This is a genomic window from Dongia deserti, assembly GCF_003574735.1.
Classification (GTDB): Bacteria; Pseudomonadota; Alphaproteobacteria; order Dongiales; family Dongiaceae; genus Dongia_A; species Dongia_A deserti.
Genome location: NZ_QORW01000020.1, coordinates 82,734 through 109,213 on the forward strand (window position 1 = coordinate 82,734; position 26,480 = coordinate 109,213).

At 62.8% G+C, this 26,480-nt stretch carries 27 protein-coding genes and 1 tRNA gene; 12 read left to right on the forward strand and 16 right to left on the reverse strand.

Annotated elements, in window-relative coordinates; all coding sequences use genetic code 11:
• Positions 1-12: 12 nt before the first annotated feature.
• The 6 genes from DTX69_RS24725 to DTX69_RS24750 all read right to left on the reverse strand — a co-directional run bounded on the left by DTX69_RS24725 (position 13) and on the right by DTX69_RS24750 (position 5,630).
• Complete coding sequence (locus DTX69_RS24725) at positions 13-1,026, reverse strand: ABC transporter ATP-binding protein (protein WP_119304254.1); 1,014 nt, start codon at positions 1,024-1,026, stop codon at positions 13-15.
• A complete protein-coding gene (locus DTX69_RS24730; protein WP_119304255.1) occupies positions 1,019-2,116 on the reverse strand; it encodes an ABC transporter ATP-binding protein in 1,098 nt (365 codons plus the stop codon). The genes DTX69_RS24725 and DTX69_RS24730 overlap by 8 nt, the downstream gene beginning before the upstream one ends.
• A 3-nt stretch (positions 2,117-2,119) precedes the next feature.
• Entirely contained in the window at positions 2,120-2,341 is a 222-nt protein-coding gene (locus tag DTX69_RS24735; RefSeq protein WP_119304256.1) for an MAPEG family protein, read from the reverse strand.
• Positions 2,338-3,291, reverse strand: coding sequence for a carbohydrate ABC transporter permease (locus DTX69_RS24740; RefSeq protein ID WP_119304257.1), 954 nt, complete (start codon positions 3,289-3,291; stop codon positions 2,338-2,340). Before DTX69_RS24740 ends, DTX69_RS24735 begins: the two co-directional genes overlap by 4 nt.
• Positions 3,288-4,241, reverse strand: a complete 954-nt coding sequence (locus DTX69_RS24745; RefSeq protein ID WP_119304258.1) for a carbohydrate ABC transporter permease — start codon at positions 4,239-4,241, stop codon at positions 3,288-3,290. Before DTX69_RS24745 ends, DTX69_RS24740 begins: the two co-directional genes overlap by 4 nt.
• A 72-nt stretch (positions 4,242-4,313) precedes the next feature.
• Positions 4,314-5,630, reverse strand: a complete 1,317-nt coding sequence (locus DTX69_RS24750; protein ID WP_119304259.1) for an ABC transporter substrate-binding protein — start codon at positions 5,628-5,630, stop codon at positions 4,314-4,316.
• A 392-nt stretch (positions 5,631-6,022) separates the two neighbouring features.
• On the opposite strand from DTX69_RS24750, the gene DTX69_RS24755 reads away from it, so the two are divergent.
• The 5 genes from DTX69_RS24755 to DTX69_RS24775 are packed head-to-tail and all read left to right on the forward strand — an operon-like array spanning position 6,023 to position 12,159.
• The gene (locus DTX69_RS24755) at positions 6,023-7,060 is read left to right on the forward strand and encodes a LacI family DNA-binding transcriptional regulator (protein ID WP_284736049.1); all 1,038 of its coding nucleotides are present in this window, start codon (positions 6,023-6,025) and stop codon (positions 7,058-7,060) included.
• Between the two features lie 15 nt (positions 7,061-7,075).
• Positions 7,076-8,533, forward strand: coding sequence for a xylulokinase (gene xylB / locus DTX69_RS24760; protein WP_119304261.1), 1,458 nt, complete (start codon positions 7,076-7,078; stop codon positions 8,531-8,533).
• The gene (gene xylA / locus DTX69_RS24765; RefSeq protein ID WP_119304262.1) at positions 8,530-9,843 is read left to right on the forward strand and encodes a xylose isomerase; all 1,314 of its coding nucleotides are present in this window, start codon (positions 8,530-8,532) and stop codon (positions 9,841-9,843) included. The genes xylB and xylA overlap by 4 nt, the downstream gene beginning before the upstream one ends.
• Positions 9,844-9,903: 60 nt before the next feature.
• The gene (locus DTX69_RS24770) at positions 9,904-10,965 is read left to right on the forward strand and encodes a sugar phosphate isomerase/epimerase family protein (RefSeq protein ID WP_456073062.1); all 1,062 of its coding nucleotides are present in this window, start codon (positions 9,904-9,906) and stop codon (positions 10,963-10,965) included.
• A gap of 21 nt (positions 10,966-10,986) precedes the next feature.
• On the forward strand, positions 10,987-12,159 hold the full coding sequence (locus DTX69_RS24775) for a Gfo/Idh/MocA family protein (protein WP_284736050.1): 1,173 nt from the start codon (positions 10,987-10,989) through the stop codon (positions 12,157-12,159).
• A 28-nt stretch (positions 12,160-12,187) separates the two neighbouring features.
• Here DTX69_RS24775 and trpS read toward each other — a convergent pair whose 3' ends face one another.
• From trpS to DTX69_RS24790, 3 genes are all read right to left on the reverse strand, one after another.
• Complete coding sequence (gene trpS, locus DTX69_RS24780; protein WP_284736051.1) at positions 12,188-13,246, reverse strand: tryptophan--tRNA ligase; 1,059 nt, start codon at positions 13,244-13,246, stop codon at positions 12,188-12,190.
• 232 nt (positions 13,247-13,478) lie between these two features.
• Positions 13,479-14,255, reverse strand: a complete 777-nt coding sequence (locus tag DTX69_RS24785; RefSeq protein WP_119304263.1) for a citryl-CoA lyase — start codon at positions 14,253-14,255, stop codon at positions 13,479-13,481.
• Positions 14,252-15,820 carry a class I adenylate-forming enzyme family protein gene (locus tag DTX69_RS24790; RefSeq protein ID WP_119304264.1) on the reverse strand — a complete coding sequence of 523 codons (1,569 nt, stop codon included), beginning with the start codon at positions 15,818-15,820 and terminating at the stop codon, positions 14,252-14,254. The genes DTX69_RS24785 and DTX69_RS24790 overlap by 4 nt, the downstream gene beginning before the upstream one ends.
• Positions 15,821-15,936: 116 nt before the next feature.
• Here DTX69_RS24790 and DTX69_RS24795 point away from each other — a divergent pair, with 116 nt between their 5' ends.
• Together DTX69_RS24795 and DTX69_RS24800 are read left to right on the forward strand one after the other, a co-directional pair.
• Positions 15,937-16,611 carry a glutathione S-transferase family protein gene (locus DTX69_RS24795; RefSeq protein ID WP_119304265.1) on the forward strand — a complete coding sequence of 225 codons (675 nt, stop codon included), beginning with the start codon at positions 15,937-15,939 and terminating at the stop codon, positions 16,609-16,611.
• Between the two features lie 30 nt (positions 16,612-16,641).
• Positions 16,642-17,136: a VOC family protein gene (locus DTX69_RS24800; RefSeq protein ID WP_119304286.1), complete on the forward strand. Its 495-nt coding sequence runs from the start codon at positions 16,642-16,644 to the stop codon at positions 17,134-17,136.
• Here DTX69_RS24800 and DTX69_RS24805 read toward each other — a convergent pair.
• Complete coding sequence (locus DTX69_RS24805; RefSeq protein WP_119304266.1) at positions 17,133-17,717, reverse strand: helix-turn-helix domain-containing protein; 585 nt, start codon at positions 17,715-17,717, stop codon at positions 17,133-17,135. The two genes, DTX69_RS24800 and DTX69_RS24805, sit on opposite strands and share 4 nt — an antisense overlap.
• A gap of 51 nt (positions 17,718-17,768) precedes the next feature.
• Between DTX69_RS24805 and DTX69_RS24810 the strand changes: the two genes are divergently transcribed.
• A complete protein-coding gene (locus DTX69_RS24810; RefSeq protein WP_119304287.1) occupies positions 17,769-18,272 on the forward strand; it encodes a GNAT family N-acetyltransferase in 504 nt (167 codons plus the stop codon).
• On the opposite strand, the gene DTX69_RS24815 is transcribed toward DTX69_RS24810, so the two are convergent.
• The 5 genes from DTX69_RS24815 to DTX69_RS24835 form a co-directional block, all read right to left on the reverse strand.
• On the reverse strand, positions 18,269-18,490 hold the full coding sequence (locus DTX69_RS24815; protein ID WP_119304267.1) for a hypothetical protein: 222 nt from the start codon (positions 18,488-18,490) through the stop codon (positions 18,269-18,271). The two genes, DTX69_RS24810 and DTX69_RS24815, sit on opposite strands and share 4 nt — an antisense overlap.
• Positions 18,491-18,562: 72 nt before the next feature.
• Positions 18,563-19,525 (reverse strand): ABC transporter permease, encoded by a 963-nt coding sequence (locus DTX69_RS24820; RefSeq protein WP_119304268.1) that lies wholly within the window; start codon positions 19,523-19,525, stop codon positions 18,563-18,565.
• A 6-nt stretch (positions 19,526-19,531) separates the two neighbouring features.
• The gene (locus DTX69_RS24825; protein WP_119304269.1) at positions 19,532-20,512 is read right to left on the reverse strand and encodes an ABC transporter permease; all 981 of its coding nucleotides are present in this window, start codon (positions 20,510-20,512) and stop codon (positions 19,532-19,534) included.
• A complete protein-coding gene (locus tag DTX69_RS24830) occupies positions 20,505-22,040 on the reverse strand; it encodes a sugar ABC transporter ATP-binding protein (protein ID WP_119304270.1) in 1,536 nt (511 codons plus the stop codon). Before DTX69_RS24830 ends, DTX69_RS24825 begins: the two co-directional genes overlap by 8 nt.
• A gap of 65 nt (positions 22,041-22,105) precedes the next feature.
• Positions 22,106-23,248 carry a sugar ABC transporter substrate-binding protein gene (locus DTX69_RS24835; RefSeq protein WP_284736052.1) on the reverse strand — a complete coding sequence of 381 codons (1,143 nt, stop codon included), beginning with the start codon at positions 23,246-23,248 and terminating at the stop codon, positions 22,106-22,108.
• Positions 23,249-23,491: 243 nt separating this feature from the next.
• Here DTX69_RS24835 and DTX69_RS24840 point away from each other — a divergent pair, with 243 nt between their 5' ends.
• The 4 genes from DTX69_RS24840 to DTX69_RS24855 all read left to right on the forward strand — a co-directional run bounded on the left by DTX69_RS24840 (position 23,492) and on the right by DTX69_RS24855 (position 26,246).
• Complete coding sequence (locus tag DTX69_RS24840; RefSeq protein WP_284736053.1) at positions 23,492-24,508, forward strand: LacI family DNA-binding transcriptional regulator; 1,017 nt, start codon at positions 23,492-23,494, stop codon at positions 24,506-24,508.
• Between the two features lie 238 nt (positions 24,509-24,746).
• Positions 24,747-25,244 carry a lytic transglycosylase domain-containing protein gene (locus DTX69_RS24845; RefSeq protein WP_162917531.1) on the forward strand — a complete coding sequence of 166 codons (498 nt, stop codon included), beginning with the start codon at positions 24,747-24,749 and terminating at the stop codon, positions 25,242-25,244.
• A 109-nt stretch (positions 25,245-25,353) separates the two neighbouring features.
• Positions 25,354-25,560: a hypothetical protein gene (locus tag DTX69_RS24850; RefSeq protein ID WP_119304273.1), complete on the forward strand. Its 207-nt coding sequence runs from the start codon at positions 25,354-25,356 to the stop codon at positions 25,558-25,560.
• Positions 25,561-25,970: 410 nt separating this feature from the next.
• Positions 25,971-26,246 (forward strand): hypothetical protein, encoded by a 276-nt coding sequence (locus tag DTX69_RS24855; protein ID WP_119304274.1) that lies wholly within the window; start codon positions 25,971-25,973, stop codon positions 26,244-26,246.
• Positions 26,247-26,362: 116 nt separating this feature from the next.
• On the opposite strand, the gene DTX69_RS24860 is transcribed toward DTX69_RS24855, so the two are convergent.
• Positions 26,363-26,439, reverse strand: a tRNA-Met gene (locus DTX69_RS24860).
• Between the last annotated feature and the right edge of the window lie 41 nt (positions 26,440-26,480).

The window sequence follows — 26,480 nt, forward strand, 5'->3', positions numbered from 1 at the left end:
TCCACTCAGCTCCTAGATTCTGATCCGCTCACCATCCGCGCCGAAATAAAGCGGCCGGCGCAGGGCGATATCGACCGCATCGCCGACCGACAATTCGACCTCCGGATCGACCAGCGTCACCAGCTTGTGCTGCCCGATCGTGAGATGCAAATGGTTCTGATCGCCGAGATGCTCGATCCACTCCACTTTAGCGTGGGCACCGCCATTGGCGCGCGCGATGGTCACATGCTCCGTCCGGGCGCCGATGGTCCAGGTGCCGGCCGGCGCCGGATGCGACGGAAAGGCGGATGGCGGCAGCAGGTTGATGGAGGGCATGCCGAGTCGCGTCGCCACATAGATGTTGCGCGGCGATTCGTAGATCTCGCGCGGCGACCCGATCTGCACTAGGCGGCCGTGATCCAGCACGCCGATCCGGGTGGCCATAGTCATGGCCTCGGTCTGATCGTGCGTGACATAGAGCATTGTCGCGCCAAGATCCTGCTGAATGTGCTTCAGCTCCAGGCGCAGCTCGGCCCGCAGCTTGGCATCAAGCGACGAGAGCGGCTCATCCATCAGGTAGATCGAGGGCGAGCGAACCAAGGCCCGGCCGATCGCGACCCGCTGCATCTCGCCGCCGGAGAGGCGCGTGGCGCGGTTCTGCAGCTTCTGGTCGATGCGCAGCAGCTTGGCGACTCGTTCGACCGTATGCCGGATCGCATCCTCGTCCACGCGCCGCGCCGGCGAGCGCAGCGGGAAAGCCAGGTTGTCGTAGACGCTAAGATGTGGATAGAGCGAGTATTGCTGGAACACGAAGGCGACGTTGCGCTCCATCGGCGACAGGGGTGTCGCATCGCGGCCGCCGATGGAAACGCGCCCGTGATCAGGCTTTTCGAGACCGGCGATCAAGCGCAGCGTCGTCGTCTTGCCGGCGCCCGTCGGGCCTAGCAGAACGACGAACTCGCCATCGTGGATAGTGAGGTCGATTCCGGTGACGGCGGTCACGTCGCCAAAGCGTTTTTCGACCCGCTCGAGGCGTACCTCAGCCATGAGCCGCTCCGTCGAACAGGGCCGACCGAACGGCACGACCGCTTTGCTTGTCGAACAAAGAGAGGCGACTTGAGGCGAAGCGCAGGCCGACATTCTCTCCAGGCCTTACTTCACCGGTCGACTTGGTGCGGGCCTTGATCTGCCCGAACTGCGTGTTGACCGTGACGATCTGCGTCGTGCCCAGATATTCGCTGCCATAGACCGCGCCACGCAAAGGCGAATTGTCGTCGAAGGCGATATGCTCCGGCCGGACGCCGAGCGCCAAGTCGCGCGGCGCCACGTCCTCTTGCAGCACCGGCATCTCCACCACGGCATCGCCTAGCAGCGCTTCGCCGGAGCCGCGCGGAATGCCCGCGTGGAAATGCAGGAAGTTCATCGGCGGCGAACCGATGAAATCCGCAACGAACATGCTAGCCGGTCTGGCATAGATCTCCTGCGGCGGGCCGAACTGCTCGACTTCGCCGCGATTCATGATGGCGATCTTGTCCGCCATGGACATGGCTTCGAGCTGATCATGCGTGACATAGACCGTCGTTGCCTTCAGCCGATCGTGCAGGCCGCGCAGCTCGCTGCACATCAGGTGCCGGAACTCGGAATCGAGCGCACCTAGCGGCTCATCCATCAGGAAGCACATCGGCTCGCGCACGATCGCGCGGCCGAGCGCCACGCGCTGCCGGTCGCCACCGGAGAGGCCCGTCACGGATTTGTCGAGGATATGCTCGATCCTCAAGATGCGCGCTGCTTCCTCGACCCGGCGGTTGATCTCCTTCTGCGGCATTCCCTGGCACTTCAGAGAGAACGCGATGTTCTTGCGCACGTTCATGTGCGGATAGAGCGCGAACAGCTGGAACACGAAGGCGATGTCGCGCTCCGCCGCGCGCTTGAAGGTCACGTCATTGCCGCCGAGCAGGATGCGCCCCGAGGTCGGCAGCTCCAGTCCCGCGATCATGCGCAAGGTCGTGGTCTTGCCACAGCCCGACGGTCCGAGCAGGACGAAGAAATCGCCGCTCTCCACGACGAAGTTAGAGTCCTTGACTGCGGCAAAATCGCCGAAGCTCTTGTGCAGTTGCTCGACCCGGATCTCAGCCATGATCTACTCCGGGAACTTGCTGACGATCGTGAACATGACGGTTCCCACCAATACGACCGTGAAGGACCAGCCATAGAGTGTGATTGTGAATGGCTGCACGAGCATGAGGACCCCGATCGCGATGAGCGCGACGGCGATGTTCTCCATCAGGTTCCGGCGTGCCCAACGCGGCCAGCGCTTCTGCGGCGCGCCCTTACTCGGCGTGGATTGCGGCAGCGCGCTCATTTCCGCACCGCACCGAAGGTGATGCCGCGCAGCAGATGCTTGCGCAACAACACGGTGAACACCACGACCGGAATCAGGAACAGAGTGGTTCCCGCGCCGACCGCCGGCCAGTCCATGCCGCCCTCCCCGATGATGGTTGGAATGAAAGGCGGTGCGGTCTGCGCCTGCCCAGAGGTCAGCAGAACCGCGAAGGCATATTCGTTCCAGGCGAAGATCAGGCAGAAGATCGAGGTGGCGGCGATGCCGGTCGCGGCCTGGGGCAGCACGACCTTGAAGAAGGCCTGCAGCCGTGTATAGCCGTCGATCATCGCGGCCTCCTCGTACTCCCGCGGGATTTCGTCGATGAAGCCCTTGAGCAGCCAGACGGCCAGCGACACGTTGACGGCCGTGTAGAGCAGGACCATGCCGAGAGCGGAATCCGACAGGCCAACTTCGCGGTACATGAGATAGATCGGGATCGCGACCGCGATCGGCGGCATCATGCGCGTCGAAAGAATGAAGAACAGCAGGTCATCCTTCAGCGGGATCTTGAAGCGCGAGAAGGCATAGGCCGCGAACACCCCCAAGGAAACAGCCAGGAAGGTCGAGCCGAAGGCGATGATCAGCGAGTTGATGAAGCGCGGGATGTAGTTCGACGGACCGGCGATCACCATTTCGCGCTTGCGCGTGACCTCCTCGCAGGCGCCCTGGGGCGGGCCAAGCGATTCGATGTATTCGTCAGTCTGACGTGTCCGCGTGGTGAAGAGATTGCAGTAGCCTTCGAGCGATGGATCGAAAACGATCTTCGGCGGATAAGAGATCGAGTCCGGCGGCGTCTTCCAGGCGGTGGCGAAGATCCAGGCCAGCGGGACCATGGTGACCACAGCATAGAGGATCACCAGGAAGGCCGCTATCCGCTTGGAAGTGGCGGACGGCTCTACGACCGAATGCGCAGTGCTGGCGCCGCTCATCTCTGCTTCACCTTGTTAAGGGCCCGCACGTAGATGTTGGCGAGTCCGAATACCACCACGAACAGGATGATGGCGAAGGCCGAGGAGTAACCGGTGCGATAGGCCTCGAACGCCTGGCGCTTGAGCGTGATGGAGGCGAGTTCCGTGGTGGAGCCGGGCCCGCCGCCGGTCAGCAGCATCACCATGTCGAACATCTTGAAGTTCTCGATGCCGCGGAACAGCACCGCCAGCATGATGAACGGCAGCGCCATCGGCAGCGTGATGGACCAGAACTGCCGCCACTTGGAGGCGCGATCTACCTCCGCCGCTTCGTAGATGTAGTCGGGGATGGACCGCAGCCCCGCGAGGCAGATCAGCATCACGTAAGGCGTCCACATCCAGGTATCGACGATCACGATCGCCCACGGCGCGAGCGTGACGGAGCCCAGCATCTCGAACGACGACGGCGGTAGGCCGGTGAAGAACGAGACGATGTAATTGAACAGGCCGATCTGCGGCTGATAGAGGAACTTCCAGAAGTTGCCGACCACGGCCGGCGATAGCATCATCGGGATGAGGATGATGGTCGTCCAGAAGGCGTGGCCGCGGAACTTGCGGTCGACGAGATAGGCCAAGGTGAAGCCAATCAGTGTCTGGAAGAAGATGGTCCAGAACACGAAATGCGCGGTCGCCTGCATGGCCGCCCAGACTTCCGGCGAGCTCAAAATATCCTGGTACCACTTCAATCCGACATTCACGACCGGGCGGTTGGGCCGGTTCGAGGCGTAGTTCGTGAAACTGAGATGGATCGTCCAGATCAGCGGAAAGATGTTGATCGCCAGCAGCAGAACGATCGTCGGCGCGACGAACAGCCACGCGATCGAGCAGTCGGACAGGCCGCGGATGGCGCGCGCCACGCTCGGCGGAGTCGCGCTCGCGACGCGGTCTGCAACGGCATTGATGTCGGGCATGCGATTCCTGGCTCCTGCGGCATCTCCGGATGTCCAGTCCGGAGATGCCGGCGCGGAAGTATAATCAAACTGCTAGATCTTGCCTTCTTCCTGGAAGATCGCAGTCCAGTCTTGGATCAGGCCGTCCAGGGCCTCCTTAGCCGTGCCCTTGTCGGCCACGACATAGTCATGCATGCGCTTCTGCATCGCCTGCAGCAGCGAGGCATAGGCCGGCTCCTGCCAGAAGTCCTGCACGCCGCCCATAGCCTCCAGGAACTGCGCCGCGAAGGGCTGCGAGTCCTTGAAGCTCGGGTCATTCAGCACGGCCTTGTGGCAGGCATAGCCGCCCAGCGACCACCACTTCTTCTGCACGTCGGGCTGGGCGAACCATTTGATGTACGCCAGCGCGCCTTCCATGTTGTCGGTGTTTGCGACGACGGAGATGCCCTGCCCGCCCAGGGTCGAGGCGGCGACCTTCTGGCCCGGATTGACGAAGAACCCGGTGACCGTGCCGACCTTCTCGTCCTTCGCCATGCCGGGCATGAAGGCGAACCAGTTCATCATCATGGCGACCTGGCCCGATTTGAAGGCGTCGAGTCCCTCACCCATGTAGCTGTCGGTGTAGCCCGGAGGTGTGCAGCACTTGTAGATCTCCTTGTACATCTCCAGACCCGCGACGGCGTCCGCAGAGTTCACCGCGCCTTCCATGTCGTACTTGCCAGGTGTGTTCTCGTACTTGAAGCCGTACGGATAGAGCGCCGAGGTGACGCCCATGGTGATGCCTTCCGAAGCGCGCTCCGTGAAGATCGCGGCGCCATACACCGTCTTGCCGTCGATCTTGCGGCCTTGAAAGAACTCCGCCGTCTCCTTGAGCTCGGTCCAGGTCTTTGGCGGTGCCAGGTCGCGGTTGTACTTCGCCTTATATTCCGCTTGCAGGTTCGGATTCTCGAACCAATCCTTGCGATAAAACCAACCGTTCGCGTCGCCCATCGCCGGCAGCGCCCAGTAGTTCGGCGTGCCTTTCGGCCAGGTGGAATAGGCGTAGACGGTGGCATCCGCGAAGTCCGACATCTTGATTCCTTCCCTGTCGAAGAAATCGTTCAGCTTCACGTAATAGCCGTTCTCTGCGGAGCCGCCGATCCACTGCGAGTCACCGATCAGCAGATCGCACAGCTTGCCGCCGGAATTCAGTTCATTGAGCATGCGGTCGGCGAAATTCGGCCACGGCACGAACTCGAACTTCATCTTCGTGCCGCTCGCCTTCTCGAAATCCTTGGACATTTCGACCAGAGCGTTGGCTGGGTCCCAGGCGGCCCAGCACAAGGTCAGTTCGGCGGCTTGTGCTTCGCCCATCGGCGCCAGAGCGACGATCGCGGCCAGCGCGCTTGCGCTCGCCAGTAGCTTCCTCATCTCGATTTCCTCCCACTGTTGAGATTCATCTCCCAGGCACCCCTGCCACCGGGAGATCCCAACCCCGTCCACTTGGGCGTGGCTGGGCTTGCTTGTGCTTGTTGATGCCGCCGCTGCCGCGCCTGACTCGTCTTAAGCGGCCTCGTCGTGATGTTTAGTAGTAGACCATGATACTAAACAATGCAATGAACATTCGTCCCTCGACGGAACTTTTCTGTGGGGTTTACCGCTGCAGCGCAGCATTCTGACGCGACATGACTGGTCGTAGGTCATACTGGAAACGATTTCAAACTAAACACTGGGCAGATCAACTCAACAACACGTCATCAGACCTGAGGTATTCACCTCAAGAATGTGTTGCGCACGTCATTGCCTCAGAGCAAAGTATGCGCATGTCGAATCGTCATCGGCGCACAACTCTGGTGGATGTTGCGGAGGCGGCTGGCGTCAGCCTGGCCACCGTCGATCGCGTGCTGAATCACCGGCCGGGGGTAAGCCCACGCACCATGGAGCGCGTCGAGCAATCTCTGGTGCGGCTCGGCTATCGCCCCGATCCGGCCGCGGTACGCCTGGCGCGCGGAATCCAGTACCAGTTCTGCTTTGTGCTGCCGACGGGCACCAACACCTTCATGAGCCTGCTCGCCGCGCAGGTCGATCGCACGCTGATGTCGCTGGCCGAGCAGCAGGCCTATGGCGACCTGCTGCGCGTCGACGTGTTCGACCCGTACGTGCTGGCCGACACCTTGCGTGGACTGATCGGCAGATATCACGGCGTGGCGACCGTCGCGCTCGATCATCCGGTGGTGCGGGATGCTATCGATGCGATGGTCGAAGCGGGCATGGTGGTGGTGACACTGGTTTCCGACGTGCCGAACTCGCGCCGGCATCGCTATGTCGGCATCGACAATTCAGCGGCGGGCCGCACGGTGGCGACGCTGATGGGGCGCTTCTCCGCGCAACGGAGAGGACCGATCGGCATCATCGCTGGCAGCCTGGCGCTGCGCGACCATGCGGAGCGGATGTTCGGATTCCAGCAGGTGATTGCCTCGGAGTACCCACATCTTCACACCCTGCCCGCGCTGGAAGGGCGCGATGACACGCAGCGTTGCCGGCAAGTGGCGGACAAGCTGTTAGCCGAGCAGCCGGATCTGGTCGGGATCTACTCGGTCGGCGCCGGCAATCGTGGAATCGCCGACGCTCTGGAGGCGGCGAGCCGCGCACGCGACGTCGTTTTCATCGCGCATGAGTTGACCGATTTCTCTCGGCGTTATCTGATTCACGGCACCATGGCCGCGATCATCAATCAGGACCCGGGACATGAGGCACGCTCAGCGGCGCGTATCCTGCTGGCGCATTGTACCAATCAGCCCGTGATCGCAGATCAGGAGCGGATTCGCATCGACATCTTCCTGCGCGATAATCTTCCCTGAATCAGGCACGCAATCATGTTCATCGGCATCGACCTCGGCACCTCTTCGATCAAGAGCATCCTGATCGGCGAAGATGGTCGCCTGATCGCGACTGCGTCGGAGCCGCTGAAGGTCAGCCGCCCCGCTCCCGGTTTTTCCGAGCAGGATCCGGAAAGCTGGTACCAGGCGACACTCTCCGCGCTGGACAACCTCGCCAAACAGGCACCGCGCGAGATGGCGACAGTGCGCGGCATCGGACTCTCCGGCCAGCAGCACGGCGCGACTTTGCTCGACAAATCCGGCAATGTCCTTCGCCCGTGCATCCTGTGGAACGACGTGCGATCGGCGAAGGAATGCAAAGAGCTGGAGGAGCGCCTGCCCGCCTTGGGCAGCATCACGGGCAATCCGACTTTGCCGGGATTCACGGCGCCCAAGCTCGTCTGGGTGAAGAGGCACGAACCCGCGATTTTCGCACGCGTCGCCAAGGTGCTGCTGCCGAAAGCGTATCTGCGTTATCGCCTGAGCGGCGAGTATATCGAGGACATGTCGGATGCCTCCGGCACGGCATGGCTCGAAGTTGGCAAGCGCGCGTGGTCCAAGGCCGCGCTGGAGGCCACCGACCTGTCGATCGACCACATGCCGGCACTGGTCGAAGGCACGGCGCCGGCCGGCCGATTGCGGGCCGAACTCGCACAGCGCTGGGGCATGGTGCAGCCGCCCGTGATCGCCGGCAGCGCCGGCGACAACGCGGCGGGTGCGATCGCGCTGGGTGCGATCCATCCAGGCGATGCGTTCGTATCGCTCGGTACCTCTGGCGTGCTGTGGGCCACGACAGCCGGCTTCGCGCCCAATACGACCGCCGCCGTGCATGCCTTCTGCCACTGCGTGCCGAACACCTGGCATCAGATGGGCGTGATCCTCTCCGCCGCGTCGTGCCTGTCGTGGTTATCGAGCGTGGTCGGGGTTGCCGAGGGCGATCTGCTGAAGGAGCTGGGCGAGGCCGTCGAGCGGCCGAGTTCGGTCGTGTTCCTGCCCTATCTCTCCGGCGAGCGCACGCCGCACAATGACGCCGATATTCGCGGCGCATTCGCGGGCATGTCGCACGACACATCGCGTGCGGTCCTCGCCCAATCGGTCATGGAAGGTGTCGCCTTCGCCATGCGCGATTGCCTGGAGGCCTTGCGCGACGCCGGAACGCGCCTGAAGTCGGTCGACGCCATCGGCGGCGGCGCGCGATCGAAGCTCTGGCTGGCGATCATTGCCAACGTGCTCGACTTGCCGGTCAACCGTCTGGCCGACAGCGAAGTCAGCGGTGCGATGGGCGGCGCGCTGCTCGGGCGCATGGCAGCGACCGGAGAGCCGCCGAGCGCGGTATGCAAGCCACCGCGGCGGATGGAGACGCTGGAGCCCCAATCGACCCTGCGCGACGCCTATGCCGGCGCCTATGCCCACTATCGCAAGCTTTACCCCGCCATCAAGGAGGCGACCCGATGAGCAAGTTCTTCGGACCGGAGCAGCCGATCCCCTATGAGGGGCCAAGCTCCAGGAATCCGCTCGCCTTCAAATACTACGATCCCGACAAGCAGGTGCTGGGCAAGCGCATGGAGGATCAGCTGCGCTTCGCCGTCTGCTATTGGCACAGCTTCGTCTGGCCAGGCACTGACCCGTTCGGCGGCGATAGCTTCCAGCGCCCGTGGATGCAGGCAGGCGATCCGATGCAGCTGGCGCGGCAAAAGGCCGATGTGGCGTTCGAGATGTTCCGCCTGCTGCGCGTACCGTTCTTCACCTTCCACGACCGCGACGTTGCGCCGGAAGGATCGACCATCGCCGAATCCAATCGCAATGTGCGCCAGATCGCGGATGTCTTCGCGCGCAAGATGGAAGAGAACAAGGTCGGCCTGTTGTGGGGTACGGCGAACCTGTTCTCCAACCGGCGCTACATCGCCGGTGCTGCCACCAACCCGGACCCGGAAGTCTTCGCCTATGCCGCGGCGCAGGTGAAGAACGTGCTCGATATCACGCACGAGCTGGGTGGCAAGAACTACGTGCTGTGGGGCGGCCGCGAAGGCTACGAGACCCTACTCAACACCGATCTCAAGCGCGAGATGGATCAGTACGGCCGCTTCCTGTCCCTGGTCGTCGACCACAAGAAGAAGATCGGCTTCAAGGGCACGATCCTCATCGAACCCAAACCGCGCGAGCCGACCAAGCATCAGTATGATTTCGATGTCGCATCGGTCTATGGCTTCCTCAAACGCTACGGCCTCGAGAACGAGGTGAAGGTCAATATCGAAGCCAATCACGCGACTCTCGCCGGCCATTCCTTTGAGCATGAGATCGCGCTGGCGGTGGCGCTCGGCATCTTCGGTTCGATCGACATGAATCGCGGCGACCCGCAGCTTGGCTGGGATACCGACCAGTTCCCGAACAATATCCCCGAGACCGCTTACGCGATGTATCACATCATCCAGGGCGGCGGGTTCACGACCGGCGGGCTCAACTTCGACGCCAAAATCCGTCGGCAATCGCTGGATCCGGACGACCTGCTATATGGCCATATCGGCGGCATGGATGTGGGCGCGCGCGGCCTGCTGATCGCTGCCAAGATGATCGAGGACGGCGCCCTCGCTCGGCACGTAAAGGAGCGATATGCGGCCTGGGACAGTCCGGAAGGAAAGGCTATCCTGTCCGGAGAGCACTCGCTGGCGGATCTCGCGGCCCGCGTGGAGGCCAAGAACGCCGAACCGCAGCCGCGCTCCGGCAAGCAGGAGTATCTTGAGAACCTGGTGAATAGCTATATGTGATCATTCATCCGGCCGACGTGGCGCGAGACCGCGCGGCCGCTTCGTTGGGAGGACTATTCCATGGCGATGACGACCATCAAGGGGCCGGCGATTTTCCTCGCGCAGTATGCCGGCGACAAGGCGCCGTTCAATTCATTGGATTCGATTTGTGCCTGGGCATCCAAGCTCGGCTTCAAGGGCGTGCAGATGCCAAGCTGGGATGGACGGCTGTTCGACCTAAAGAAGGCTGCCGAATCCAAGAGCTACTGCGACGACATGAAGGCGACTGCCGCCAAGCACGGCATCCAGGTCACTGAGCTGTCGACGCACCTGCAGGGCCAGCTGGTGGCAGTGCATCCCGCCTACGACGAAGCGTTCGACGGCTTTGCCGATCCGAAGGTGCGCGGCAATCCGAAGGCACGGCAGGAATGGGCGGTCGATCAGCTGATGCTGGCGGCGAAGGCTTCGAAGAACATGGGCCTCACCGAGCATGCCACTTTCTCGGGCGCGCTGGCTTGGCCGTACTTCTATCCCTGGCCGCAGCGGCCCGCTGGACTGGTGGAAACGGCGTTCGACGAGTTGGCGAAGCGCTGGAAGCCGATCCTCGATGCGTTCGACAATGTCGGCGTCAACGTCTGCTACGAGGTGCATCCTGGCGAGGACCTGCACGACGGCGTGACGTTCGAGATGTTCCTGGAGCGGGTGAAGAACCACCCACGCTGCACTATCCTCTTTGACCCATCGCACTTCGTGCTGCAGGCACTCGATTACCTGGAATATATCGACATCTATCACGAGCGCATCAAGATGTTCCACGTGAAGGATGCCGAGCTCAATCCGAACGGCCGCAGCGGGGTCTATGGCGGGTACCAGAAATGGGTGGATCGCGCCGGCCGTTTTCGCTCAACGGGCGATGGACAGGTGAACTTCCGCGCCATCTTCTCCAAGTTCGCGCAATACGGCTTCCAGGGCTGGGCCGTTCTGGAGTGGGAGTGCTGCATCAAGGATGCCGAGGAAGGCGCGCGCGAAGGCGCGGTCTTCATTCGCGATCACATCATCCGGGTGACGGAGAAGGCGTTCGACGATTTCGCGTCGAGCGGCGCGGATCTGGAAGCGAACCGGCGCATGCTGGGCATTCGATAAAAATCACAAAGGGGGAGCAAAATGCCAATCGAAGGCCGCAGCCGCGAAACGGCTGATGCACGCATTCGTCTGGGGATGGTGGGTGGCGGCGAAGGCGCTTTCATCGGCGCCGTCCACCGCATCGCCGCGCGCCTGGATGATCACTATGTGCTGGTCGCGGGCGCGCTGTCCTCGACACCAGACAAAGCGCGGCGCTCCGGCCAAGCGCTCGGCCTCGCGCCCGATCGCATCTATGACGATTTCGAAACCATGGCGAAGACCGAAGCCAAGCGGCCGGACGGCATCGAAGCGGTGGCGATCGTTACGCCCAACGATACGCATGCACCGGCGGCGAAAGCGTTCCTCAAGGCCGGCATGCACGTGATCTGCGACAAGCCGCTGACGGTGAATCTGAAGGAAGCTTTGTCGCTGGAAAAAGCGGTGAAGCAGAGCGGCCGCATCTTCGCCCTCACCCACAACTACACCGGTTACCCGATGGTGCGGCATGCCCGCGCGATGGTGAAAGCAGGCGAACTGGGAGAGCTCCGCCTCGTGCAGGCGGAATATCCGCAGGACTGGCTGACCGAGAAGATCGAAGATACAGGCCAGAAGCAGGCGGTCTGGCGCAACGATCCCAAGCGCGCCGGCGCCGGCGGATGCCTCGGCGATATCGGCACCCACGCCTTCCACCTCGCCAGCTTCGTGACCGGGCTGCAGCTAGACTCGCTGAGTGCCGATCTCACCAGCTTCGTGAAGGGGCGCAAGCTCGACGACAACGTGCATATCATGATGCGGTTCAAGGGCGGCGCCAAAGGCATGCTGTGGGCGAGCCAGGTCGCACCCGGCAATGAGAACAACCTCAAGCTCCGGGTCTATGGTACGAAGGGCGGGCTGGAGTGGTGGCAGGAGCACCCCAACCAGCTGATCTGGTCGCCGCTCAATAAGGCGCCGCAAATTCTCTCGCGCGGATCGCCGAGCGCCAATGCAGCGGCCGCGCGCGTGACCCGCGTCCCACCCGGGCACCCGGAGGGTTATCTGGAAGGCTTCGCCAGTATCTACACCGAGGTCGCCGCCGCCATCCGCGCGGCGCGCGCGAAGAAGAAGCTCGATCCAGCCGTCACGTTCCCGACCGTCGACGACGGTGTGCGCGGGATCGCCTTCATTGAGGCTGCGGTGAAATCATCGGCCAAGGACGGCAAGTGGGTTAAACTCTAAGGCGGCGCCAGACTCCTGAGCTCTTCGATCAAGGCGTGAGCTCAGGCGGCTGATGAACTCGCCGGCCCTGGTCGAGCTGGAACAGCCTCAATCCCGCCCTGACGTCTTGAAGCGTGGCATCCGTGACGTCCCGTGCTGTCCTGGTCCCCTCTCGCAGGACGTCACGCACGTAGTCCAGATCACGGGCGTAGGCCGCGCGGCGCTCCCGGATCGGCGCCAGCAGCTCCTGCAATACGGCTTCGAGCCGCTGCTTCACGGCCATGTCCCCGAGGCCACCGCGGCGGTACTGCGCCTTCAGCGCGGCGATGGCAGCCTCATCCTCGTCGAAGGCATCCAGATAGGTGAAGACGACATTGCCCTCGATTGTCCCGGGGTCGCTCGCGCGGAGGTGGTTCGGGTCCGTGTACATCTGGCGGACCGCCTGCCGGATATCTTGCGGTCCTGCGGACAGGAGGATCGCATTGCCCTGCGACTTGCTCATCTTCGCCTTGCCGTCGATACCGGGCAGGCGGCCAACGCGCGGGATGACGGCCTCAGCCTCCACGAGCACGCTGCGACCAATCTGCGTATTGATGCGGCGCACGATCTCGTTGGTCTGCTCGATGAGCGGCGCCTGGTCCTCACCGACGGGTACGACAGTCGCCTTGAACGCCGTGATATCGGCCGCCTGGGCGACCGGATAGCACAGGAAACCCGCCGGAATGTCCCGGCCGAAGCCGCGCATACGGATTTCGTCCTTGATTGTCGGGTTCCGTTCGAGGCGAGCGACCGTGACGAAGTTCAGATAGAGCATGGTCAGCTCGGCCAGCGCCGGCAGGCCTGATTGCACGCAGATAGTGCTTTTCTCCGGATCGATCCCAATGGCGAGGTAGTCCAGTGCGATCTCGAAGACGTTGCGGCGCACCTTCTCCGGATCGTGCGCGTGATCGGTCAGCGCCTGCATGTCGGCGAGGAGCAGGAATTGGCGATGCGTGTCCTGCATCCGGACCCGGTTTTTCAGCGAACCGACATAGTGGCCGAGATGCAGCGGACCGGTCGTGCGATCGCCGGTGAGGATGATCGGTTTTTGAATAGAAACATGATACATGGCGGATTCTCCGGGTTGGAGCCGCCGCGATCGAAAGCTGGTCACCAGGATTGACGTCGCCTACCGATTCACGGCGGCAAACGTCTGACAGGTACGAAAACGACGACGCGCCGCTCCTAGACGGAGCGCCACCAAAGAGCTTTGGCAAATGGCCTTGCGTCGATCATGGAGGGTTGATGCCATACTGCGGAGACTTCCGCAAGCCTGGACGTGCCGGCTGCTTCCTTGCTCCCTAGACTCCGCTTCTTCCCGGGTCGTAAGGCACCGCTCGTTCGGCAGCGTCCCAGATTGCCCGCATCGCAGGCGTCTCATGCTCTTCGTAGAGATGGCCGATCAAGCCGGCGCAGCGGGCGATCAGGCCGAAGCCACGCGCGATCTCCGACGGCACCCCGCAATCGCCGAGAATGGCAGCGATCGCGCCGGTCGCATTGATCGTGATGTGGCGGCCGTAGGTCGCATCGACCGCGGCACTGAGCGTTTCGATGGCTGCGACGTGCCGGCCGGCGACCTGGCGAGACCGCGCCAACTCCAACAAGCGCTGGGCGCGCGGATCATCCGGCCTGTGGGTCGGATGGCCAAAGCCAGGCAGCGGAGCACGCGTGCCGCGGTGCTCCACCGCGATCCGCTTCGCTTCGGCCTCGCCGTCTTCCGCCGCCACGATCCGCTGCAGCAGCGTCGCGCATCCCTCCATGCTGCCGACGAAGCGGCTGCCGACACCCAGCAAGCCTGCGGCGACAGCGCCCTGCACCGCTTCCGGCGCGCTGGAGTAGGTCAGGCGCGCCGCCAGCACGCTCGGCGTCAATCCATGCTCCATCAGCGCAACCAGACAGGCATCGATCAAGGCGGTCTGATCGGGAGTCGGCATGCGTCCGAGAACCTGGAAATAGATCATCTCAGTGAAGCTGCGTTGGCCGATCAGCTCCTTGCACAGACTCCTGCCGCGAACGAACACGTCGTCGCTAGTGTGGCTGGCAATGCTGGTCGTCGGCGCTTCGGGTCCGGAACTCATGAGGCTCCCTCTCCTTCAATCTCTTGGCCTGCAAAACGGCGCTCCAATTCGTGGCGCTGGATCTTGCCGGATGCGCTGCGCGGGAATGCGTCGAACGGAATGAAGTAGATCTCCTTGGGCTGCTTGTAGCCCGCGAGCTGTTCGCGGCAGCGGGCCCGCAGCTCGTCCTTTGTCAGCGCATCATCGCGGCGTGCAACAATAGCCACCGGCACCTCGCCCCATTTTGGATCGCGTTTCCGCACGACCGCCGCATCGGCCACGCGTGCATCCTGCAGCAGCACCCGTTCGATCTCCGCCGGATAGATATTCTCCCCGCCGGACTTGATGAGGTATTTGACGCGGTCGACGAAGTCGAGCGTTCCGTCCGGAGTGCGCACGAACACATCGCCCATGTGGAACCAACCGCCGCGGAAGTCCTGCGCGTTGGTCTCCGGCGCGCGCCAGTAGCCGCTGAATAGCGTTGGTCCGCGCATGCACAGCTCGCCCGGCGTGCCGTCGGGCACGTCGCGATCCTCCGCGTCGACCAGGCGAACCTCGCAGAACGGGCTTTGCTGCTTCGACAGTCTGGTTGGTATGGCACCGATGGAAATGAGATTCGAGGAGCAAGGCGGACAACCTGTTTCTGTCGCGCCAAAGGTGTTCGCATAAGGCGCGCCGAGCAAAGTTGTCACCTCCGCGATCTCCGCCGGCGGCACCAGGTCGGCCATCACGCCGCACACCCTCACGCCCTTGGCGCGCGTGCTGGTGCGCTTCAGCTCCTCGGAGAAGCGCCCGACCATGCCGGGCATGAGCAACAGCCAACCCAGCTGCTCCGTGCCGACGATCTCGCACAGCCGCGCGACATTGAAGCCGTCCACGACGAAGACCGTGCCGCCACACATCAGAGTACCAAGCGAGAACTCCGCCGCGCCCATGTGGTAGAGCGGCGACCAGGCCACGAAGGCATCCTCCGCAGCAATGCCGAATTCCGCCCGCAGCACCATGTTGCGCGCGATCTCGGCGCGATGGCTGATCACTGCGCCTTTGGGCAGTCCCGTCGTGCCGCTGGTGTAGAGAACCAGCAGAGGGCATTCGGGATCGAGTGCATGCGGCGACCCGGTCCCGTTGTTCGACGTCACCACAGACTCGTAGTCAGGCCCGAACGTCAGTACAATCGGGATCTGGACAGGCAATTCCGAGAGCCGATCCGCGTGGCGCGGAGAAACCAGGATGGCCTGCGGCTCGACCAGCGCGATGCAATGCGCCAGCTCCGGTGCTGCCAGCCGCCAATTCTGGCAGGCGAAGATCGCTCCGATCCACGCAGCGGCCAGGAACAGCTCCAGATATTCCAGGCGATTCTCGGACAGGATGGCGATCCGGTCGCCCGGCTTGACGCCGCGGCGCTCCAGCCACCCTGCCAGCGCGGCGACCCGCTGGCCGAACTGGCCATAGGTGAGTGTGCGATCACCCTCCACCAGCGCGAGGCGGTCGGGATAGATCCGCGCCTGCATTAGGAAGAGGCTCGCTACACTGCTTCCCGCAGCGCGCCGTATCAGATTGTCGGTACCCTGAATGGGTTCCAGCATTGCCCCGCCCTGAAGTTGCGGTGCTTCCATACTACCCGCGCGCCCGGAAGCGGTGTAGGGTTATTGCAACGCGCCGGTGACACTAGGGCCGACAAGAACCAGACGGGAGGACAGACATGAAGCTCTATATGCATCCAGTCTCGATGACGAGCCGCCCGGTGCGCTTGTTCATCGCGGACAACAACATCCCGGTCGAAGAGCAGGTCGTCGACCTCTTCACCGGCGAGCATTACAAGGAGTCGTTCCTCGCCATCAATCCCAACCATATGGTGCCGGTGCTGGAGGATGGCGATTTCCGGTTGACCGAGAGCTCGGCGATTCTCAAATACCTGGCCGACAAGATCGACTCTCCCGCCTATCCCAAGGACCTGAAGAAACGCGCCAAGGTCAACGAGGTGATGGACTGGATTAACACCAACTTCTATCGCGACTGGGCCTACGGCTTCATCTATCCGCAGGTCTTCCCGCATCACAAGCGCAAGACCGATGAGATCCACGCCGCCACGATCGATTGGGGCAAGGAACGCGCGCAGGAGTGGCTGCGCCTGCTCGACCAGCATTGGATCGGGCCAAACAAGCAGTATCTCACCGGCGATCAGATCACCATCGCCGACTATTTCGGCGCGGGCCTGGTGACGCTGGGCGAAGTCATTCGCTGCGACTTCAGCAAATACCCCAACGTCCAGCGCTGGCTGAACAACATGAAGAAACAGAAGAGCTGGCCCAAGGTCAACGAGGTGTTCTACGGCCTCTGTGAGTCGGTCAAGCAACAGCAATTCAATGCCATCTAGGCGCATGCATTCATTGCGATGGAGAGTCGCATGATTAAAGGTCTGCATCACAACGCCTATCGCTGCCGGGATTCGGAAGAGACGCGGCGCTTCTACGAAGATTTCCTTGGCCTCCCGTTGTGCAACACGCTGGAGATCAAGGAGACCAAGAGCGGTCGCAAGACCAACACGCTTCACACCTTCTACAGGATGGATGACGGATCGTGCCTGGCTTTCTTCGAAGCACCGGACATGCCGTTCGACTTCAAGGCCCAGCATGATTATGACCTGCATATCGCCTTGGAAGTTCCGCGCGAGGTGCTGGAGAAGATGATGGCGAAGGGCAAGGCGGCGGGCATCGAAACCCGCGGCATCTCGGATCACCAGTTCATCGATTCCATCTATTTCCGGGACCCGAACGGCTATGTCATCGAGCTGACGGCCAAGCGGCCGGGTCACGACGAAGCGACGGATCCCGCGAAGAACGGCGCCCGCAGCAAGCTCGATGCATGGCAAGCGGCCAAGCGGCAGGCCAAAGCGAGCTAGCGGGAGCGGCGCAGCACGGCCACGATGTAGCGACAGGCCGTGCTGCCGGAATTCTCGAACCGGCAATCGGCGGGTGGGCCTAGACGCAGGCAATCGCCGGCGCGCAGCTGATAGTCCTGCGCGCCTTGCGTGAACGACAGCCGTCCGGCGATCACCACGATCTGCTGATCCTCGATGAAATTGAAGGCGGCGGATGGATAGTCGACCTTCGCCTTTGGCGGCAATTCACCCCAGACCAGCTCGAGCGGCGACGCCGAACCCGGCGGCGTCAGGGCACGGCGCTCGAAGCCGGTTTCGCGATCGCGCCAACGCTCCTGTTCCGCTTCGCGATTGAGCAGGCGCGCTGTCCCCTGCTCCGCCCGCGCCAGCAGTTGCGAGAGCGTGAGCCCGAACGCGGAGGATAGCCGGCCCAGCAGCGCCGCCGTCGGGCTGCTCTCGCAGCGCTCCACCTTGCTGATCATGGCGCGCGAAACTGCGGATCGCTCTGCCAGTTCCTCCAGGCTCCAGCCCCGGCTGGACCGCTCCGCGCGAATGCGCGCGGCGATCCGGCTATCCAGCGCCTCATCTACTATACTAGACATGTTTCTTTTATAGTGGAATCATGAGTCGGCGACAAGAGTATGGAGGCTGCGATGGATGTCCGGGATGCAAACGAATCCGATCTGGCGGCGATGCTGGCGATCTACAACGACGTGGTGCTGACGACCACCGCCATCTATGACTATCAACCGCGCTCGAGCGAGCAGCAACTTGCCTGGTTTCGGGCCAAGCGCGACCAGGATCTGCCGGTGCTGGTCGCGGAAAGCGACGGAGCGATTGCCGGATTTGCCAGCTATGGCCCGTTCCGCCCCTGGCCGGCCTATCTCTACTCGGTCGAGAATTCCGTTTATGTTGCTGCGGATTGGCGGGGCCGCGGGATCGGATCGCTGCTGCTGCCCGCAATCATCCAGCACGCGGCTGACCGCGGGCTCCACACCATGATCGCCGGCATCGATGCGACGAACGAGGCCAGCCTGCGGCTGCATCGGAAATTCGGCTTCGAGCCGGTGGCGCAGTTCCGCGAGGTGGGGTGGAAGTTCGAGCGCTGGCTAGACCTCACCTTCCTGCAGCGCATGCTGCAGAAGGCGGCCGCCTAGGTGCGGCGGCGACCGATATAGACCAGGAACCCGCCAGCCAGAATTGCCGCGATGCCCGCAATATCGGGGATCGCGACGCTGTGCTCCTCCTGAGCGGTCGCCTGCAGTGGCCCAAGGTCCAGGACCTTCTCCTGAGTTGTATAGCTGAAGCGGCCCATCACGAGGCCCGCAATGCCGAGAAGGATCAACACCACGCCGAGGATTGCCAAAGGTCTCATCTGCCGCCTCACGGTTGCTCGAATAACCAGCAATAGCGCGGCGAGCGCGGAAGGTCCACCGTCCACGATCGACTAGATTTGCTTCCTCTGGCGCCCGTAGATCAGCAGCATGAGGATGATGACGGCGCCATAGATCAACTGCCGGCCGGCTTCGTTGATCTGCATGACGGACAGGATCGACTGCAGCAGCGTGATCAGGATGACGCCGGCGATGGTGCCGAGGTAGGAACCGCGACCGCCCAGGATGTTCGTGCCGCCCAGCACGACGGCGGCAACCGCCGGCAGAAGGTAGGGGTCGCCCATCGCCTGGTAGGCTTTGGTCGAATATCCGGCCAGCAGCACGCCGGCACTGGCGGCGAGACCACCCGAGGCCGTGAAGGCGAGCAGCACGGTCCGCTGTGTCGCTAGGCCGGAGAGATACGCGGCGCGCTCGCGGTTGCCGATCGCATATACCGCGCGGCCGAAGGTCGTGCGCGTGAGCACGAAGATGGTGACCGCGCCGACGATTCCCCACACGAACAGGGCATTCGGGATATTGAGGACCAGTCGGCCAGTCGCCAGCACGCGCATGGCCTCGGTCGCATGATCCTGCGGCGCGAAGCCGCCGGTGCGCAACACCATCAGGCCCTGGGCCACCGCATTCATGCCGAGGGTGAAGATCATCGACGGCACGCGTAGATAGGCAACGCCGATGCCGTTGGCGAAACCCAATGCCATGCCGCAGAAGATGCCGAAGGGAATCGCCAGCAGGTTCCACGGCGCATCCCAGCCGGCGGCGGCCGTCGACATCATGCCACCAACGGTCAGCACCCAGGGCACCGACAAATCGATCTGGCCCAACAGCACCACCAGCATCATGCCGGTGGCGATGAGGCCGAGGAACGAGGCAACCTGTAGCTGCTGCAGGAGATATTCCGGCGACAGGAAGGAACTCGAGTAGAGGCTGCCCACCAGCAACAGCGCAATGATGCAGGCGAAGGCCGCCAGGACCGCGCGATCCATCCGATTGAAGAAGCCGATGATCGCAGCTCCCATGGCCGCTTACCCGAACAGATCCAGGCGGTTCTTGATGCGCAGCAACCGCAAGGAACCGAGCGTGACCGCCGCCAGCAGGATGACGCCCTGGAATAGAGGCTGCCAGAACGGCTCCATATCGAACACGAACAGGAGATCGCCGATGGTGCGCAGCGCGAATGCCCCAAAGATCGCGCCGATGGCGCTGCCCGATCCGCCGAATAGGGATACGCCGCCCAGCACGACGGCGGCGATGGAATTCAGCGTATAGGTGCCGCCGATCGCGGCCGAGGCCTCGCCCGAATAGGTGATGAAGGTCAGCATCAGCCCACCACAGGAAGCGAGAAAGCCCGACAGCACATAAGCGAGCAGGCGCGCCCTCTCGATCGGTACGCCCGACATATAAGCGGCGGGCTCCGAGGAGCCGACGGCATAGGCGGCGCGGCCGAGCATGGACCTGCGGAACGGCACCCACACCAGCAGCACAATGCCCAACAGCACGACCAGCGACGTCGGAATCCCGCCAGGCAATTGGCCGGTCAAGGCATCCGCCAGATCGGCGTTGGTATCGCCTCCTGGCACGGAACGCAACCACAACGAGATGCCGAAGAACACGGCTCCTGTCGCCAGCGTGGTGACAATCGGCTGCAGCCGGCCATAAATGACGATTACGCCATTGAGCGCGCCGCACGCGATGCCGGTCGCCAGCACTCCGATGATCCCGAGAGTCGTCTCGAAGGCCGTGCCAACCGCGATGGTCGACGCCAGGCAATTCGCCAGCACGAAGATCATGCCGACCGAGAGATCGATGCCGGCGGTCAGCACCACCATGGTCTGCGCCATGGCGACCAGTGCCAGCAGGACGCCCTTATTGGAGGCCGTCGTGATGACATTGGCGGAAAAGCCGGCGCTGTGGTTGCCGGTATAGATCGCGAACATCACGACGAAGACCAGGATGGCCAGCAGCGTGCCGCGGTTCTCGGCGAACCAGTAGCGGAAATCACGCATGGCGTGCCTCACCCTCGGTCTGGATGTTGAGTGCGCTGCTGATCAGCATGTGCTCGTTGATGTCGGCACCCTCCAGGGTGCGGATGATCGCACCGTCATACATGACGAGGACCCGGTCGCAGCAGCCGATCAGCTCGTCATAGTCGGTGGAGTAGAACAGGATCGTCGCGCCGTTGTCCGCCAGCCGGCGCAGCAGCTGATAGATCTCCTGCTTGGTCCCGACATCGATGCCGCGCGTCGGATCGTTCAGCAGGATGATCCGTGGCGTAATCATCAGCCACTTGGCAATGACCACCTTCTGCTGATTGCCGCCGGAGAGCGAGCCGACGGAAATCCCGGTTCCTGCCGTTCGGATCGCAAGGAGAGACACCATCTCCTCGACCGCCTTGGCCTCCTTGACTTGATCGATGACGCCGAACCGCGAGACGGTACCGAGCGCGGCCAGGGAGAGATTGTCGCGCACCGACATCGGCAGCATCAGGCCCTCAGTCTTGCGGTCCTCAGGGATCAGCGCCATGCCATTTCGGCTCCCCTTGGCGGCGCGCGGACTGCGGATTTGCGCCGGCCGCCCGTCGATCAGGATCTCGCCCGACAGGCCTTTCAGCACGCCGAACAGCGCCAGCAGCAAGTCCCGCTGCCCCTGCCCGTCCAGGCCGCCCAGCCCGACGATCTCGCCCGGACTGGCGCGGAACGAGATGTCGGTCAGCCGATTGGTCCAGCTGAGATTGCGCACCTCGATGGCGCTCGTGGTCCGGTCGCGGCCAGCAGGCTTCGGTGGGAATACATGGGAGTATTCGCGGCCGATCATCATCTCGACCACTTCCTTGCCGGTCTTGGTACCGGCTTTGTACGTCGCGACGTTACGGCCGTTGCGGAACACGGTGCATTCGTCCGCCAGCTCGTCGATCTCGTGCATGCGATGGGAGATGTAGAGGAGCGCCAGGCCTTCCGTGCGGAGACGCTTCAGCACGGCGAAGACTTTCGCAACATCTCCGGCCGTCAAGGCAGAGGTCGCTTCATCCAGAATGAGGATGCGCGGCCTGCGCGCCAGGGCCTTGGCGATCTCCACCATCTGCCGGCGTGACAACGGCAGGTCCTTCACCGGCGCCATCGGGTGGATGTCTTCCGCGCCGGCGCGCGCCAGCGCTTCTTCCGCCAGCCGCCGCTGTGCCCTGCCGTCGATCAGGCCGAAGCGCGTCGGCGGATCGCTGATGGCGATGTTGTCCGCCACCGACAGATCGGGAATGAGGGACAACTCCTGGAAGATGCAGACGATCCCCGCTCCATTCGCCGCCTTCGGTGTTGGAAACGCGACTTTGCGCCCGTCGAGCTCCATCAAGCCCTGGTCCGCCTGCACCACACCGGCCATGATCTTGATCAGCGTGGACTTGCCCGCGCCATTCTCGCCAAGCACCGCATGGATCCTGCCTGCCTCGACCCGCAAACTCGCTTCCTCGAGCGCGCGTACACCGCCATAGCGCTTCGAGACGCCTTCCATGCGGAACAGAGGGGCGGTCACCGCATCCATGGGGTACTTTCGCAGACAGCGACGCCGCTGCCAACCGGCAGCGGCGTCTCGTTATGCACGGTGGGTTACTGGTTCTGCTCCGACTGGCCCATGATCTCCTGGGCTGTGAAGTTGATGCCGCAGGTCGGGAAGGCATTGCCGACGAAGAAGTTGTCGGACTGGTCGGCATAGTAGTCTTGACCGTTCTTGAAGTTCGGGTCCTCAACCCTTGCCAGCGGCAGCTTGATGGATTGCGGGAGCACTTGGCCTTCCAGCGCCGCGATCGCGGTCTTGATCGCGACCGCCACCTGGGCTGGTCCGGTGCCGCCCGACGCACATTTCAGGCCTTCCGACGAGTATTGGCCGCACAGCTTGCGGAAGCCGTTCTCGGTCTCGCCGCCCACCGGCACGAACGGATGCTTCGCATCCATCATGGCGCGGACGGTTCCGGTCGATCCACCCTGCACCGACACACCGACGAAGCTCTTGTGAACGGCGATTGCGTCGGCCGTTACCTTCTGTGCAGTACCGTCATCCCACTTGCCGACTACTTCGACGATCTCCCACGGCTTGCCGGACGCCTTCAGCACTTCGTGGAGGCCTTCATGACGATCGCGGTCGACCGAGGTTCCTTCGACGCCGCGCACCTCGAGCACCTTGCCGCCACTCGGTATGTTCTTCACCAGCCAGTCGGCCCAATATTCGCCAAGGCCCTTCTGGTCGACGTTGACGTTGATCGCTTCCTCGGTATCGAGAATGTTGTCGAAGGCGACCAGCACGACGCCGGCCTTCTTCGCGCGCTTGATGACGGGCGTAAAGGCAGCCGGGTTCTGCGCGTTCACGACAATCGCGTCGTAACCCGAATCGATGAAGTTATCGACGGCCGCCAGCTGCGCCGCGAGATCTTCGCCGGTCGAGACCACCTTGAATTCCTTCAGCTTGGCCTTCACCTCCGGCTGCTCGGCATAGGCCTTGGCGGTCTTGATCATCTGGATGCGCCAGGTGTTGCCGATGAACCCATTCGCCAGAGCGATGCGATACGGCCCATCCTTCTTCGGGAACTTGAAGAACTTGGTCTGATCGCTCCAGGGCACGAAGCATTCCGGATCCGCCGCCGGACCCGACACGACCTCCTGAGCGTCGGCAGAAGGCGCGAAAACGAACAGAGCGGTGACCGATGCCGCCGCAAGCAGCGCCATCGCCCGCCGAAGCGTGGTCGAGGTAGACATCCGAATTCCTCCCAAAAGAACGTTCTTTGTTGCTTGAGGCCCGGACGGACGACTGGATTGTGCCCCTGTTTGTTTGCCTCTCCCGCCAGGCGCCTCATGATTAGGGAGAAATGAAAGCGCTGTCAATTGGCAATGAAAGCGCTTTCTCGTAGAATTGACTTAGGCGCCCGGCTGACGTCAAAACACCTCATTGCTCACCCCACGGAGGAACCCATTCGCAGAAAGCGCAGCACCCTGGCCGATGTGGCGAAGCTCGCCGGTGTCAGCGCGGTGACGGTATCGCGCGCCCTGCGCCATCCGCGCATGGTTTCCTCCGCATTGCGGGCCCGCATCGATGCGGCCGTGAGCGAGCTCGCCTATGTGCCGGACGTGGCGGCCAGCCGCCTCGCCTCGGCGCGCACGCATGCGATCGGCGTCATCGTCTCCTCGCTCACCAACGGCGTGTTTGCGGACTATCTGCGCGCCCTGCATGACACATTGCTGCCCGCCGGGTTCCAGGTCGTGGTGTTTTCCAGCCGCTATTCGGCGGACGAGGAGGAAAAGGTCATCGCCACTCTGCTCGGTCAGCATCCGGAAGCCATCATCATTGCTGGCATCGACCAGACGCCGCATGGGCGCCGCTTGCTGGAACGATCGGGCGTGCCGGTGATCCAGACCTTCGAGCTGACCGATGATCCAATCGACATCAATGTCGGCCTATCGCAACGCCAGGCAGGTTACGCCGCCACGCAATACTTGATCGATCGTGGTCACCGCAGGATCGGCTACACCGCCGCGCGGCTCGATGCGCGCGCCCATGCGCGCATGGAAGGATACAACCGCGCCATGGCGGACGCGCGGCTCCCGACCGATGGGCTCGTCGCCACGACGCCGCGGCCATCAAGCGTCAGCGCGGGTGGGGAGTTGATTGGCGCCATTCTCGATCGCCGATCCGATCTTGAGGCCCTGTTCTGCTGCGATGACAATCTTGCGCTTGGTGCGCTGTTCGAGTGCCAGCGTCGTGACATCGCGGTTCCCGACCAAATCTCGATCATCGGGTTCAACGACCTGGAGTTCGCGGCCTGCGCGCACCCGCCGATCTCCTCGGTGGCGACGCCGCGCTACGAGATGGGCCGGCTGGCCGCGGAGATCGTGATGAAAATCATCGAGATCGGCGAGCGTCCCGCCGACCGCCGGATTGACGTTGGATTTACCATCAGCGAACGCGGCAGCACCATGCCGGTCGCGCGTCCGCAGGCGCGCCGCGCTCTGTCGGAGTAATGCGCAAGGCGGGGCTACACGGTCTCGTCTGGGCTGCTGAATGAGGGCACGGCAAACGGCGATCCTGTCCAGAGGTCTCCGGCCAATCCGTCCTGTTGGGCGCGGAAAAGCGCCAAAAACAGCTGAAATACCGGCATTTCTGGCCTCTCCGCACCACGCGCAATAGACGCTTCCTTAACTATTCCCGGCGAATCCTACCGGCCACCCACACCGCAGGGGTCGTCTCCGGTATCGACGCATGGTTCGCATATTCGCCTTGCTCCTGTTCGTTGCCTTCGCTTCCGCCGCCCAGGCCGGGCAGCCGCGGACCATGATGGATTGCTTCAACGAAGCCGGCCGAACCTACAAAGTCCCGCCGATGCTGCTGCAGGCCATCGCGTGGGTGGAAAGCCGCTACGACAAGAATGCGAACAACTACAACACCAACGGCTCCGTCGACATGGGCGTGATGCAGATCAATTCGCTCTGGTTGGAGCCATTGGCGGAATACGGCATCGAGCAAAGGCACCTCTACAACGCTTGCCTCAATATCAACATCGCCGCCTGGATCCTGCGCAAGCAGATCAACGAAGTCGGCTATAACTGGCAGGCTGTCGCCCATTACCATTCGCGCACGCCAGAGCGCGGCGACAGCTACGCGCGGAAGGTTGCGCGGGTGTATTTCGCCCTGAAGCGGCAGCGCGAAGAACAGCAGCAAAAACAGCAGATGCTTGGCAAGCAAGTCGCTGAGCGATAGGCCTTCCGACCTTTCATTATTTTTCATCCGCTTCGCAGCTGTTTCCCAGCGGATACCTGCAATCCTGAATTCGTCAGCTTGTTCACCTCTACATGGAGGTGGAAAGGACATGACAGCTCACAGCAAGCGTAAGCCGGAGCCCGACCACTCAGAGTCGGCCACCGGTCTCAACCCCGGCGATCAGGCGACTCCAGGGACGCCCGGTACCGGCGAGAACGTCTGCGCCAAATGCCGCGGCACCGGTCGCGTCGGCAATGGATCCTGCGAGCAGTGCGGCGGCAGCGGAAGAGTGATCGAAGGCATCGGCGGCGGCTAGGCCGTAGCCGATCGCGCGTTGATATCGACCGGGAGCACTGAACATTGCAGCGAGGGTGAATCAATGCGCCGACCGTCAGGACGTCCGCCCTGCGCTCACGCGCGTACTCACTGTCGGAGGTTGGTGGCAATACCAACATCGCTCGTTGGGATTTTGCTGGGCAACGATAGGGCGAGTATAAAGATGCAAATCCCAGTCCAGTCTCCTTCAGCACCACAATGCCATCCGACGCCGTCCAGGCGCGGATCGACGAAGATGACGGGCTGGGGCGACATCTATTTTCATGCGAACAGTGTCACGGACAACGGATTCGCGAAACTAAAGGTCGGGACAGCGGTTCGCTATCTTGCCGAGCCGGGCGATGAGGCCTGCAGGCGACCATCGTGAAACCATTCTGGGCGAGGTTAACGATGCCGGAAGCAGAGAAGCGATATGCGAGAACACAGCAGCTGAGCCATGAAGACGTGATACGTCTCGTGGGAGATCTGGACGACGCGACCATCGCCGCGATCCTGGCCATCGGTGCCACCTACCAGGAGATCGAGCAGGCCTTGAAGTGGGCCGGTGCCGGTCCGGACGAGTCGCGCCTGGATGCCGAGGGCATGACCCCCACGGCCGAGCAGGTGTTTGATATCCTTCTCAGTGATCCGACCTATGCCGAGGAGGAACAAGAGGGCGCGCGGTAGCGGGCCCTCGCATTCGCTGCAGGTAGGCGCGGCGGAATGCCTTTCACGTTGTTTCGACGGTCCACTCAGACCAAAACGCCGCAGCGATGAGCTGCGGCGTTGAATTTCGTTGGAGTTGGTTGCGGGGAGAGGATTTGAACCTCTGACCTTCAGGTTATGAGCCTGACGAGCTACCGGGCTGCTCCACCCCGCGATCCAGGGATCAGGTATCAGTAATCAGGTATCAGAGGGTTT